The sequence below is a fragment of the Paraburkholderia sp. BR10954 genome (assembly GCF_040965775.1).
In the GTDB taxonomy this organism is placed as follows: Bacteria; Pseudomonadota; Gammaproteobacteria; order Burkholderiales; family Burkholderiaceae; genus Paraburkholderia; species Paraburkholderia youngii.
Map to the genome: position 1 here is coordinate 160,432 of NZ_JBFRCK010000005.1, position 11,990 is coordinate 172,421.

12 protein-coding genes are annotated in these 11,990 nt (G+C 63.9%); 3 read left to right on the plus strand and 9 right to left on the minus strand.

Annotated features, from left to right (window positions below):
• Positions 1-9: 9 nt before the first annotated feature.
• The 9 genes from phaC to gltS all read right to left on the minus strand — a co-directional run bounded on the left by phaC (position 10) and on the right by gltS (position 9,810).
• Positions 10-1,752: a class I poly(R)-hydroxyalkanoic acid synthase gene (gene phaC / locus AB4Y34_RS10030; RefSeq protein ID WP_368715923.1), complete on the minus strand. Its 1,743-nt coding sequence runs from the start codon at positions 1,750-1,752 to the stop codon at positions 10-12.
• A 14-nt stretch (positions 1,753-1,766) separates the two neighbouring features.
• Positions 1,767-2,237: a MaoC family dehydratase gene (locus AB4Y34_RS10035; protein WP_176120759.1), complete on the minus strand. Its 471-nt coding sequence runs from the start codon at positions 2,235-2,237 to the stop codon at positions 1,767-1,769.
• Positions 2,238-2,261: 24 nt separating this feature from the next.
• Positions 2,262-3,209 carry an electron transfer flavoprotein subunit alpha/FixB family protein gene (locus AB4Y34_RS10040; protein ID WP_368715924.1) on the minus strand — a complete coding sequence of 316 codons (948 nt, stop codon included), beginning with the start codon at positions 3,207-3,209 and terminating at the stop codon, positions 2,262-2,264.
• Between the two features lie 13 nt (positions 3,210-3,222).
• A complete protein-coding gene (locus tag AB4Y34_RS10045; protein ID WP_368715925.1) occupies positions 3,223-3,972 on the minus strand; it encodes an electron transfer flavoprotein subunit beta/FixA family protein in 750 nt (249 codons plus the stop codon).
• Between the two features lie 69 nt (positions 3,973-4,041).
• On the minus strand, positions 4,042-5,844 hold the full coding sequence (locus AB4Y34_RS10050; RefSeq protein WP_368715926.1) for an acyl-CoA dehydrogenase: 1,803 nt from the start codon (positions 5,842-5,844) through the stop codon (positions 4,042-4,044).
• Between the two features lie 212 nt (positions 5,845-6,056).
• Positions 6,057-7,061: an AraC family transcriptional regulator gene (locus tag AB4Y34_RS10055; RefSeq protein WP_368715927.1), complete on the minus strand. Its 1,005-nt coding sequence runs from the start codon at positions 7,059-7,061 to the stop codon at positions 6,057-6,059.
• A gap of 122 nt (positions 7,062-7,183) precedes the next feature.
• Positions 7,184-7,648: a hypothetical protein gene (locus AB4Y34_RS10060; RefSeq protein WP_176384227.1), complete on the minus strand. Its 465-nt coding sequence runs from the start codon at positions 7,646-7,648 to the stop codon at positions 7,184-7,186.
• Between the two features lie 83 nt (positions 7,649-7,731).
• Complete coding sequence (locus AB4Y34_RS10065; RefSeq protein WP_176107706.1) at positions 7,732-8,592, minus strand: class I SAM-dependent methyltransferase; 861 nt, start codon at positions 8,590-8,592, stop codon at positions 7,732-7,734.
• 15 nt (positions 8,593-8,607) lie between these two features.
• Positions 8,608-9,810, minus strand: coding sequence for a sodium/glutamate symporter (gene gltS / locus AB4Y34_RS10070; RefSeq protein ID WP_368715928.1), 1,203 nt, complete (start codon positions 9,808-9,810; stop codon positions 8,608-8,610).
• A 557-nt stretch (positions 9,811-10,367) separates the two neighbouring features.
• Between gltS and AB4Y34_RS10075 the strand changes: the two genes are divergently transcribed.
• The 3 genes from AB4Y34_RS10075 to AB4Y34_RS10085 all read left to right on the plus strand — a co-directional run bounded on the left by AB4Y34_RS10075 (position 10,368) and on the right by AB4Y34_RS10085 (position 11,982).
• Positions 10,368-10,571, plus strand: a complete 204-nt coding sequence (locus tag AB4Y34_RS10075) for a manganese catalase family protein (RefSeq protein ID WP_368715929.1) — start codon at positions 10,368-10,370, stop codon at positions 10,569-10,571.
• Positions 10,572-10,714: 143 nt separating this feature from the next.
• Complete coding sequence (locus tag AB4Y34_RS10080; protein ID WP_368715930.1) at positions 10,715-11,587, plus strand: formate/nitrite transporter family protein; 873 nt, start codon at positions 10,715-10,717, stop codon at positions 11,585-11,587.
• Positions 11,588-11,721: 134 nt separating this feature from the next.
• Entirely contained in the window at positions 11,722-11,982 is a 261-nt protein-coding gene (locus AB4Y34_RS10085; protein ID WP_368715931.1) for a hypothetical protein, read from the plus strand.
• Positions 11,983-11,990: the final 8 nt, after the last annotated feature.

The following is an 11,990-nucleotide window of genomic DNA, read 5'->3' on the forward strand; positions in this document are numbered from 1 at the left end:
ACCGTCGGCTCATGCGGCGCGAAGCTTCACGTAGCGGCCCGGTGCGCTCTCGATAGCCTTGTACTTCCTATTGCCGAGCTTGGTGCGCGCTTCGACCTGCTCTCCGGAATGCTGCTTGACCCATTCGATCCAGTGATTCCACCAGCTGCCGCGCTGTTGAACCGACGTCGCGAGCCACTCGTCGGCGTTCTCCTTGCAGGTATCGTTGGTCCGGTAACTGCGCTTGTTCTTCGACGCCGGATTGATCACCCCCGCGATATGGCCGCTCGCCCCGAGCACGAACTCGGTTTGACCACCCAGTAGCTGCGTCGACTGATAGGCGGATCGCCACGGCACGATGTGATCTTCCTCGGCCGCCATCAGATAGCTTGGGATATCGACGTTGCCGAGATCCACCGGCGTGTTGCAGAACGTCAGTTTGTTCGGCACGCGCAGACTGTTTTCGAGGTACATGTTGCGCAGATAGAAGCTGTACATCGGACCGGGCAAATTGGTCGTGTCCGCGTTCCAGTACAGCAGATCGAACGCGGCTGGGGTTTTGCCTTTCAGGTAGTTGTTCACGACGTACGGCCAGATCAGATCGTTGGCACGCAGCGCCTGAAATACGAAGCCGAGTTCGCGGCCCGGATAAAGGCCGCCGCGGCCGATCGTATGCTCGCGCATCGCCACGCCCTGCTCGTCGATGAACACGCCGAGATCGCCCGGATCGGTGAAGTCGAGCAGTGCCGTCAACAGTGTCAGGCTCGCCACCGAGTCGTCGCCGTTCGCACGCATGATCGCCAGCGCCGACGACAGCATCGTGCCGCCCACGCACCAGCCCAATGCATTGACCTGGTCGGCCCGGCTAATCTCACGCGCCACCTTGAGCGCCTGCATCACGCCGTCCTCGAGGTAGGCGTCCCACGTGGTCTGCGCCATGTCCTGCTGCGGGTTGCGCCACGACACGACGAACACCGTCAGGCCCTGCTCGCAGGCGAAGCGCACAAACGAATTCTCGGGCTGCAGATCCAGAATGTAGAACTTGTTGATGCACGGCGGAACGATCACGAGCGGCCGCGCGGCGACTTTCGAAGTCAGCGGATCGTACTGGATCAGCTGAAACAGATCGTTTTCATAAACCACCGCACCACTGGACGTGGCGACGCTACGGCCCACTTCGAACGCGCTTCGGTCGGTGATCGAAATCGAGCCGCTGCCCAGATCGTCGAGCAGATGCGTGACGCCCGACAGCAGGCTCGAGCCGCCCGATTCCACTGCCTCCCGGAGCACCTCGGGATTCGTCGCGAGGAAATTCGCGGGGCTGGCGAGGTCGATGAACTGGCGCATGAAAAAGCGCAGCTTGTGCTTGCCCTTTTCGTCGAGCGCGCTTGCCTCGACGAAGTCCGCGAGCGTCCTGGCGTTGATCAGATAGCTCTGTTTCAGAAGGCTGTACCAGCCGTTGCTGGACCAGTCGTCGGCGTGAAAGCGCCGGTCTCCCGGCTCGGGCTCGGCGACCGCCTTCAATTCCGTGCGCCCGCCGATCAATCCGGCGACGGCATCGCTCCACAGTTGAGCCTGCTGTTGCAGGTAGTGGGCGCTCGTGTGGGTCACGGAGCCTGGCGCGAACGGCCCGTCGAAATCGAAGTCCGAGCCGTCGGTGTCATGCACCGACGCATCGAATTCATCCTTGAGCGGCGAAAACCGCCAGAAATCGAAGCCGGCCTTGACCCAGCCCGTAGAAAACTCTTGTGGCATGCTGAATGGCATTCTCATGGCGGGGCTCGCTATCATGCGTCGCTGACGGCGCAAGCGGCGTCCTCGACGACACGGTCGCGGCAGCTTGTCGGCATCACCGTGGCGTCGCCTTCGACCACCACCTTGCCGCCGACCGTGCAAACGGTGGACAGCACCACGCGGCGCTTGTCGTGAATCAGTTCCTTGACGGTCACTTCGGCCTGCACGGTGTCGCCGGGCCGGACCGGCGCCTTGAAGCGCAGGTTCTGACCGAGGTAGATCGTGCCCGGGCCGGGCAGTTGCCCCGCGAGCGCCGCGGAGATGATGCTGGCAGTCAGCATGCCGTGAGCGATGCGCCCCTTGAAGGGTGTGGTTTGCGCAAACTGCTCGTTGATGTGAACCGCGTTCATGTCTCCCGATGCGCTCGCGAAGAAGAGAATGTCCGCCTCCGTGATGGTCTTGGCGAACCGGGCACTCATACCCGGTTGCAGGTCTTCGAAATCGTATCCGTTAAGCTCGTTCATGATTATTCCGCTTGCTGGGGGCGGTTAGCCGAGCGCCTGCTCGAATTCCGGCACGATGGTGAACAGATCGCCGACGAGGCCGTAGTCGGCGACGCCGAAGATCGGCGCTTCTTCGTCCTTGTTGATCGCGACGATGACCTTCGAGTCCTTCATGCCGGCCAGATGCTGGATCGCACCCGAGATGCCGACCGCGACATACAGTTGCGGCGCGACGATCTTGCCGGTCTGGCCGACCTGATAGTCGTTCGGCACGAAGCCCGCGTCGACGGCTGCGCGCGATGCGCCCAGCGCCGCGCCGAGCTTGTCGGCCAACGGCTCGAGCACCTTCGTGTAGTTCTCGCCATTGCCGAGGCCCCGGCCACCGGACACGATGATCTTCGCGCTCGTCAGTTCCGGACGATCGAGCTTCGTCACTTCGCGGCTCACGAATTGCGAGATGCCTGCGTCGGCTGCGGCTTCGATCTTTTCGACCGCTGCGCTGCCGCCTTCGGCTGCGACGGCGTCGAAACCGGTCGAGCGCACGGTGATGACCTTGATCGGATCAGCCGATTGCACGATCGCAATGGCGTTGCCCGCGTAAATCGGACGCTCGAACGTGTCGGCGCTATCCACCGCGGTGATGTCGCTGATCTGCGCGACGTCGAGCTTCGCGGCGATACGCGGGGCGATGTTCTTGCCGTACGCGGTAGCCGGCGCGAGGATGTGCGTGTAGTTCCTGGCCGCATCTTGCACAAGCGTCAGCACCGTCGCTTCGACGTTTTCCGCGAGACCCGCTTCGAGTTGCGGCGCGTCGGCCAGCAGTACCTTGGCGACGCCGGCGATCTTCGCTGCGGCATCGGCCGCAGCCTGCGCGTTATGCCCCGCGACCAGCACGTGAATCTCACCACCGATCTTCTGTGCCGCTGCGATCGTATTCAGCGTCGCGGCCTTGATCGACGCGTTATCGTGTTCTGCAATTACCAGATTCGTCATTTCTTGCGTCTCCTCACAGCACCTTGGCTTCGGTCTTCAGCTTCTCGACCAGCGTCTTCACGTCCGGCACCTTCACACCGGCGGAGCGCTTCGGAGGCTCGGCGACCTTCAGCGTCTTCAGACGCGGCGTGACATCGACGCCGAGGTCTTCGGGCTTCACCGTTTCCAGCGGCTTTTTCTTGGCCTTCATGATGTTCGGCAGCGTCACGTAGCGCGGCTCGTTCAGGCGCAGATCGGTCGTGACCACGGCCGGCAGCGTCAGCGACAGCGTTTCCGCGCCGCCATCCACTTCACGCGACACCGTCGCCTTGCCATCCGCCACGACCACCTTCGACGCGAACGTCGCCTGCGGCAGGTTCGCCAGCGCGGCGAGCATCTGGCCGGTCTGGTTCGAATCGTCGTCGATCGCCTGCTTGCCGAGGATCACCAGTTGCGGCTGCTCCTTGTCGACCAGCGCCTTGAGCAGCTTCGCGACTGCGAGCGGCTGCAGATCTTCGTTCGATTCGATCAGGATCGCGCGGTCCGCGCCGATCGCGAGCGCGGTGCGCAGCGTTTCCTGCGACTGCGTCACACCGGCCGACACGGCGATTACTTCGGTCGCGATACCCGCTTCCTTCAGCCGCACGGCTTCTTCAACCGCGATTTCGTCGAACGGATTCATCGACATTTTCACGTTCGCGATGTCGACGCCCGTGCCGTCCGACTTCGCGCGGACCTTCACGTTGTAGTCGACCACTCGTTTGACTGCTACGAGAACTCTCACAACTCCCTCCTTTCCACACCGATAGGGCCGGGCCCTATCGTTTTGAATGACATTACGTCCGTTGATCGGTCAGAACTGGTCTTCGCGCAGCGCCAGAGCGCCTTCGCCATCGCGAGCGCCGCGGATCGTCGCTTCGAGCGCGATCGCACGGGGCAATATCTGCGTCGCGTAGGTGTGCGCGGTCGCGATCTTCGCGTCGTAGAAGCCCGGGTCTTCATCGCGCTTGTCGGCAGCGAGCACCAGCGAGCGGGCGACTTGCCAACCCGCGAGCACGACGCCCGCAAGCATCAGATAAGAGACACTGCCCGCGAACACCGCATTCGGATCGCTCTTGACGTTCTCCACCACGTAACGCACCGCGCTGTGCAACGCGTCGCGGCCGGCGGACAGATGACGGTGCATCGCCTGGAAAGCCGCGTTCGAACCATACGAGGGGTGCTCTTGCACCGCGTCCAGCGTCGCGTCGATCTGCGCGAGCAGCATCCCGGCCACCTCGCCGTTGTCGCGCATGGTCTTGCGGCCGACGAGGTCGTTCGCCTGGATCGCCGTCGTGCCTTCGTAGATCGGCAGAATGCGCGCGTCACGGTAGTACTGCGCGGCGCCGGTTTCCTCGATGAAGCCCATGCCGCCATGCACCTGCACGCCGAGGCTCGTCACCTCCAGCGACATCTCCGTGCTCCAGCCCTTCACGATCGGCACCAGGTATTCATAGATCGCCTGATGCTTGGCACGCGTCGCGCCGTCCGGATGACGATGCGCGAGATCGCAGTGCGACGCCGACACATAGGCCAGCGCGCGTGCGCCTTCGGTCAGTGCGCGCATCGTCGACAGCATGCGGCGCACGTCCGGGTGCTGGATGATCGCGACCGACTGCTTCGCGGAGCCATCCACCGGACGGCTCTGCACGCGCTCCTTCGCATACGCGACGGCCTGCTGGTACGCGCGATCCGAGATCGCCACGCCCTGCACGCCCACCGCGAAGCGCGCGGCATTCATCATGATGAACATGTACTCCAGACCGCGGTTCTCCTCGCCGACAAGCTGCCCGATCGCGCCGCCGTGATCGCCGAACTGCAGCACTGCCGTCGGGCTTGCCTTGATGCCGAGCTTGTGTTCGATCGACACGCAATGCACGTCGTTGCGCTCGCCGAGCGAGCCGTCCTCGTTGACGAGAAACTTCGGCACGACGAACAGCGAAATGCCTTTCACGCCTTCCGGTGCGTTCGGCGTACGTGCGAGCACCAGATGCACGATGTTTTCCGTCATATCGTGCTCGCCCCATGTGATGAAAATCTTCGTGCCGAAGATCCGGTACGAGCCGTCGCCCTGCGGCTCGGCGCGGGTGCGCACCAGCGACAGGTCGGAGCCCGCCTGCGGCTCGGTCAGGTTCATCGTGCCGGTCCACTCGCCGGAAATCATCTTCGGCACGTAGCGCTGCTTCAGTTCTTCGCTACCCGCCGTCAGCAGCGCTTCGATGGCGCCGTCGGTCAAGAGCGGGCACAGCCCCAGCGACAGGTTGGCGGCGTTGAGCATTTCGATGCAGGGCGTCGACAGCAGCTTGGGCAAGTCCTGACCGCCGTATTCAGACGGATGTTGCAAACCCTGCCAGCCGCCTTCGGTGAATTGACGAAACGCGTCCTTGAAACCGGCCGTGGCGCTCACCGCGCCGTCCTTCCACGTGCTCGGGTTGCGGTCGCCGTCCACGTTCAGCGGCGCGAGCACGCCTTCGTGCAGGCGCGCGGCCTCTTCGAGCACCGCGCGAGCCGTATCGGCGCTCGCGTCCTCGCAGCCGGGCAAGGCCGCCAGTTGGTCGATTCCGGCCAGTTCCGTGATTGCAAACAGCATGTCTTTGAGAGGCGCGACGTAGCTCATTACCATTCTTCCGATCAGATAGTCCGTAGGGAAAGTCACCCGTCTGGCACCGATGCGGCCCGGGTAACGTATGGCTGAATCGTAGCGTCGGACAGGCCCTGCCCGGTTGTCCAAACCGGACGATCTATTGACATCTCTGGCCACGTCGGAGGAAGTAAGCGCCCCGTGGGAAGTGCGTCGGCAGGGGTTACCGACGCTTTGATGTGACGAGATCAGCCACCCCGGCGATAGGCCGCCGGGGTGCTGCCGGTCCAGTGACGGAACGCTCGATGGAATGCGGTGGGGTCGCCGAAGCCGACGTCGCCGGCGATGATGGCGATGGGCTCGTGCGTGCCGGTCAGGCGCTGGATCGCGATGTCGCGGCGCAGTTCGTCCTTGAGCACCTGGAACGCCGTGCCCTCGGCGGCAAGATGACGGCACAGCGTTCTGACCGAACAGTGCAGGCCTTCCGCCGCCTCTTCGATGGACGGGACGTCGGGCAGCCGGGACGCGAGATGTTCCCGCACGCGATGACTGAACAGCTGCTCGTTGAACGACACGAAGATCCAGTCTTCCGGCGCACGAGCGAGAAACCTGCGCAGATTCGCCTTGCGCTGGCGCACGGGCAGATCGAAATAGCTACTGCTGAACTGCATCGAGGTCTGATCGCAGTCGAACTTCGCCGGTCCGGGAAACAGATAGAGATACTCGAGCGCGTGAGCAGGACGAGGAAAGGCGAACTGCACCTGGAGCAACGCAATGCGCTGGCCGATCAGCCAGGACGCGATCCCATGCGCGAGCTTCAGCATCAGCTCCTGGCCCAGCATGCTCGGTTGCGCTCCCGTGCTTCCCGGATGCAAGGCCAGCGTCGCAACGAGGTCGCCGCGGCGCGACTCGAAACGGAAGTCGTCGAGCACCAGATGGAAGAACTGGCCGAACCGATGCATCGCGGTTTCGAGATTCGGCGCATCCAGCAGGCTCAGACACAGAAACTTGAGCGCGCCGCTGCGCAGCGGGCGCGAGAAAATGCCGGGCATCTCATCGTCGAGTTCGATCGCGAGCGAGCGGTAGAGCGTCGAGAACTGTTCCTCGGTGACGCGCGCGCCAGGCTGGTCCAGCAGCGCGCGCGGGATGTTCGCGCCGGACAGGTGCCGGTCGACGATATCCGGCCGCGTCCCGACGCTGCCGAGGAACCCATTGACGAGCGAAATCGGTACGGTGGCGCCAGGAGCTTGCATGACGGGGTTCCGCGAGGCGAAGACGCATCAGCATAGCGCCTCCCGCCGCATCGTGGCGAGGGTTCGGCGAATCGCTGCGCGAGTGCCGGGTTGGCGGCCCCGCGCTTTCCGTAGCGGCTCCCCTATTGCGCCGATGCGTGCGAGCGCAGATACGGCACGTAGCCGTTCTGAGTCTTCAGGATCTTCTCGGCGCACTCGTCATAGTCGTCGCCCTTCGCGCTGTCGGGCCCATACATGCCGCGGCACTGCGCAAACAGCGACAACGTCGCGCCGCCCGTGCTCTTGTTCGCGCGGGTCGCTGAAAAAGCGGCCTTGCCCGAATCGTCGGGCACATCGGTATCGATCGCGACCGCGTCCGCGCGGATCACGTGCGTGTCGGAATGCTGCTCGATATAGCGTTTCGTCGCCGCCCACGCGGCATCGCAATTCGACGGCGTGCAGTCGATCACCGCGTCGCGTTGCGCGGCGCGGAGGTTCGGCTCGCTATGAAGGATTTCCTGCTGGGCGCGCTGCGCCTGCTTTTCCGGGGACGACGAGCAGGCGGCGAGTGCGCATGCGACGAGTGCGAAGGCTGCGATCTTTTTCATGAGTAGACTTCGAAGGCCATGTTCGAGCGCGATTATAGCCGCGTGAGGACCGCGATCGCGCATTCAACCCACCGCAACGGCCGCTAAGTATTCGCCACCAGCAGTTCCTCCGCATTGGCCGGCGGGCGCAGTCCATCCGTGCGAGCCGCGAAGTAGCGCTGCGTCAGATCGGCCGCGGACACATGCCGCGCGTCGTCAAAGCCCGCTTCGCGCGCCATGGCGATCATCTGCTGCGGCATGAAGAAGCTGATGAACGGTGTACCGCTCGCACGCGCGCCCTTCTCCGCCATTTCGAGTCCGGGGCGCACGTCCGGGTCCGCCATTTCCAGCGGCAACAGGAACGTCATCGCGAACGTCGAACCGCGCGCGAGCCCGGCCACTTCGCGCAGCGTCGCCGCATTCGCCTCTGTGGTCAGATACATGCTGACACCGGTCGACACGACGACGGCCGGCCTGCTTTCGTCGAAGCCTTCGGCGACGAGACGCTGCCGCCAGCTATCGCCCGCTTCGAAGTCGACCGGCACGAAACGCAGCCAGTCCGGCAGGCCGTAACCCAATTCGCTGAGCCGCTCACGCTTCCACGTTTGCGGTCCCGGCGGATCGACCTCGAACACGGTGAGCCGCGACGCGATGTCGGGCCGGCGTTGCGCGAAGCTGTCGAGACCGGCGCCCAGGATCACGTATTGATCCACACCCCGGCCGGCCTGCTCGACGACCAGATCCTCGATAAAGCGTGCGCGCGCGACGATCGACGCACGAAACGGCCGCGTGAACCGCGGGTCCATGTCGCCGCGGCTGCGCCAATCCTCGGCGGGAGCCAGCAATTGCAAGCCGACTTCGTCTTCGAGCACGTGCGGCGGCGCGTCGGCCTGCACGTGCAGCGCACGCCATAGCGCGACGCGCGCGGCGGTGCTGTCGGGTGCGATGTGTGGTTGGTTGCTCATGGTATTCGCCTGGGCTCAGTGGAAAAACGGCAGCGTGAGAAACAGTTTGATCACGATCGCGTTGACGATGTCCATGAAAAACGCGCCCGTCATCGGCACGATCAGGAACGCGATATGAGAATGGCCGAAGCGGTTCGTGATCGCCTGCATGTTCGCGATCGCGGTCGGCGTCGCGCCAAGTCCGAGCCCGCATTGCGCCGCGCACAACACGACCGCGTCGTAGTTGCGGCCCATCGCGGGAAACGTGATGAAGATCGCATAGAGCGCCATCAGCAGCGTCTGCGCCGCGAGGATCGAGATGATCGGCAACGCGAGCGCGGCAAGCTCCCATAGGTCGAGGCGCATCAGCGCCATCGCGAGAAAGAGCGCGAGCGCGACGTTGCCGACCAGCGCCACCGCGTGCTGGTCGATCCGCACACGCATGAGCGCGAGCACGTTGTTCAGGATCACGCCGATGAACAGCGTGCAGACGAACGTCGGCAATTCGAACACGGTGTCCGCGATCCAGTCGGCAAACACTTCGCCACCCGCGAGGCAGATCGAGATCAGCGCGAGCGTCGTGATGATCGCGGCGGGCGTAGTGGCCTGCTCCGCCTTCGGTTCTTCGAAGACCAGCGTTTCGTCCGCTAGCTGCTGGCCGCGCAGCAATTCGTCGGCGCTGATCCGCCGCATCAGCACACGTGCGACCGGACCGCCGAGCACGCCGCCCATCACGAGTCCAAAGGTCGCACAGCCGATCGCGATTTCGGTCGCCGACTCCAGCCCGTGACGTTCGGTGAAGACCTGGCTCCACGCGGCGCCGGTGCCGTGCCCGCCCGACATCGTGACGGAGCCGCCGAGAATACCGAGCAGCGGATCGACGCCGAGCGCGAACGCTAGCAGGATGCCGATCACGTTCTGCAGGATCAGCAGCCCGCTGACCAGCGCGAGAAAGCGGATCAACACCGGCCCGCCCGCCTTCAGATTCGACAGATGCGCATTCAGGCCGATCGTCGAGAAGAACGCGAGCATCAGCGGCGCCTGCAGCGTCGAATCGAACCTGACCTGCACGTGGATGGTGATGCGTGTGATCAGCACGCAGATCGCGACGATGAGCCCGCCTGCCACCGGCGCCGGAATCGAATAGGTTCGGAGCACGCCGATCCATTGCACGAGCTTTTCGCCGAGGAGCAGCACGAGCGACGTCGCGACCAGCGTGGCATATACGCCGACAGTCATGAATGGCCTCCGAGCGCGAACCTGCGACATCTTAGCCAATCCGTCCAGGCCAAGTATGATTTTCCTTGCCGCAATGCAGTCGGCCGATGACGTCGCGCCACAACGGAGAAATGAACCGAACCTCTATCCGCGCTATCTACGCTCCCGGATCCGGCGAGGTCTGAGAGTGGGTTTTGGCACCGGGAACCGAACGTGGCAAAACCTCCAGAACACCCGCATACGGGGGCTCCGCCGGCTGCGTGCATGGCATAAGTGCCGATCGGCACTACGAGTAAACCCCCTACGCACAGACGCGGTCGGCAATCCCGCAATGAGATGGTCCTCTTCGCGAACCGCCTCCTGCAGGCGCCTGCTCGCACGTGCGCGCAACGTTGGTCTGCAGACCTCTAGCCTGTTGCAACCCTTCCCGCCTGCTTTGGGCAAGCCCTGGCAACTCGTGTCAGGCGTGCAGGAACGCGGCATGCGCAGACGGATTCGCGCCGTCCAGCCGCGACGGCGCTCCGCATGCGTGGCACGGCGGAGGGAAGACCCAACTACCAACTCCAATGGAGGTCCGGATGTTCATGCACAACAAAAGGCTGCAATACACGGTTCGCGTCGGCACGACCAATCCCGGGCTCGCGAATCTGATGCTGGAGCAGTTCGGCGGGCCGCAAGGCGAACTGGCCGAAATGGCGAAGTGGCTGCTTGAGCACCTGCCGGAGACGGTCACGCAATTCCTTGGCCGCTCTGCTGCGGACCGCGACGAGGCGAAAAGGTGACACACATGGGATTCGAGACGCGGAATCGCGTCGCCAAGTAAGCACTTTGGCCTTTGCGACGCGATCCTCATCGGACAGCGGAGTGGCTTCGCCGTCAGCGTTATCGACAAGGCGATCGCGACAAACAACCTGGAGCATTGCGAATGGCAAGCCAGCCCCGAACAAACGACGATCACCCGGCAGGACATGCGTCGCCCCACCTCGATGACGAGGAGCGCGACCAGGCTTCCGCGCACAGTTCACCTCGCGCGCTGGTGATTCACGAGATCATCCGGGAGGAAGGCGAGACGGCGCTTGGCCGAAAGCCGCTCGCGTTGCTGTGGTCCGCGTTGGCGGCCGGGCTATCAATGGGTTTTTCGTTTCTGACCCAGGCGGTGCTCGAAAGCAAGACGTCGTCTTCCGGTCACGGCGGCATCTCGCTGACTGGCGCCGCAGGCTATTGCGTCGGCTTCATCATCGTCGTGCTCGGGCGCCAGCAACTATTCACCGAAAGCACGTTGACCGTGCTGCTGCCGGTCCTGACGAGGCGCAGTCTGCCGGTTGCCGCTATCGCGCTGCGGCTATGGGTGATCGTACTGGCCGCGAATCTGGCCGGAACATGGATCTTCGCCGGAATCCTTACGATGCCGACGTCGTTCGGGCAGAAGCTTGCGCCGGTTCTCGATCAGTTGTCGCAAGCCCCGTACGGCTCGACCTTTGCTTCCACGACCATGAAGGCGGTTCTCGCGGGCTGGCTGATCGCGCTGATGGTCTGGCTGCTGCCGAGCGCGAGATCCGCCGCCGTGCTGATCGTCGCGGTCCTCACGTATGTTGTTGCAGTGTGTGATCTGGCGCACGTGATTGCTGGCTCAGTGGAAGCGGCGTACGCGGTGCTGCGCAGCCATGCCGCCGTGCAGGACTATCTACTGCGATTTTTCGCGCCGACGCTGCTAGGTAACGTGGTCGGTGGCGTCGCGCTCGTCGGGCTGCTGAACCATGCGTCGATCGCACCCGAGATGACAGGCCGCGACGGCTGATCTCGGCCACGCGCGGCGCATCACGACCCGAGCCGACATGATCCAGGCCCCGCCAACGATGCTCCTTGACGGCACGAGCCGTGCTACGCGGATGGGTACGTAGTTCCGCAGCGCTTCCCAAACTGGAGATCGTCATGAAGCTGATAGTGGCAGGAGTGAGCGTAATTGCATTGATTGCCAGCGCTTACGCGTTTGCGCAAACCAATACCGGCGGCGTGCAGCCGAAGCCGGATGCTCACAGCGCGCAGCCGGGTACCGCTGGGCAGAGCATGAGCCGTGCTGCGGACGCCGGTACCGGCAAGCCGGCGAGTGGCACATTGATGCAAAAACGCGAAAGTGGCATGTCGCCCCAAGGCGCGTCCGGCTCTAACGCGACCGGCGAGATGAAGCAGTGACGACAACG

Bases quoted from the DNA above. Each gene is read 5' to 3' on its own strand.
- phaC (WP_368715923.1), bottom strand. From the start codon at position 1,752: ATGAGAATGCCATTCAGCATGCCACAAGAGTTTTCTACGGGCTGGGTC.
- AB4Y34_RS10035 (WP_176120759.1), bottom strand. From the start codon at position 2,237: ATGAACGAGCTTAACGGATACGATTTCGAAGACCTGCAACCGGGTATG.
- AB4Y34_RS10040 (WP_368715924.1), bottom strand. From the start codon at position 3,209: ATGACGAATCTGGTAATTGCAGAACACGATAACGCGTCGATCAAGGCC.
- AB4Y34_RS10050 (WP_368715926.1), bottom strand. From the start codon at position 5,844: ATGAGCTACGTCGCGCCTCTCAAAGACATGCTGTTTGCAATCACGGAA.
- AB4Y34_RS10055 (WP_368715927.1), bottom strand. From the start codon at position 7,061: ATGCAAGCTCCTGGCGCCACCGTACCGATTTCGCTCGTCAATGGGTTC.
- AB4Y34_RS10060 (WP_176384227.1), bottom strand. From the start codon at position 7,648: ATGAAAAAGATCGCAGCCTTCGCACTCGTCGCATGCGCACTCGCCGCC.
- AB4Y34_RS10065 (WP_176107706.1), bottom strand. From the start codon at position 8,592: ATGAGCAACCAACCACACATCGCACCCGACAGCACCGCCGCGCGCGTC.
- gltS (WP_368715928.1), bottom strand. From the start codon at position 9,810: ATGACTGTCGGCGTATATGCCACGCTGGTCGCGACGTCGCTCGTGCTG.
- AB4Y34_RS10075 (WP_368715929.1), top strand. From the start codon at position 10,368: ATGTTCATGCACAACAAAAGGCTGCAATACACGGTTCGCGTCGGCACG.
- AB4Y34_RS10080 (WP_368715930.1), top strand. From the start codon at position 10,715: ATGGCAAGCCAGCCCCGAACAAACGACGATCACCCGGCAGGACATGCG.
- AB4Y34_RS10085 (WP_368715931.1), top strand. From the start codon at position 11,722: ATGAAGCTGATAGTGGCAGGAGTGAGCGTAATTGCATTGATTGCCAGC.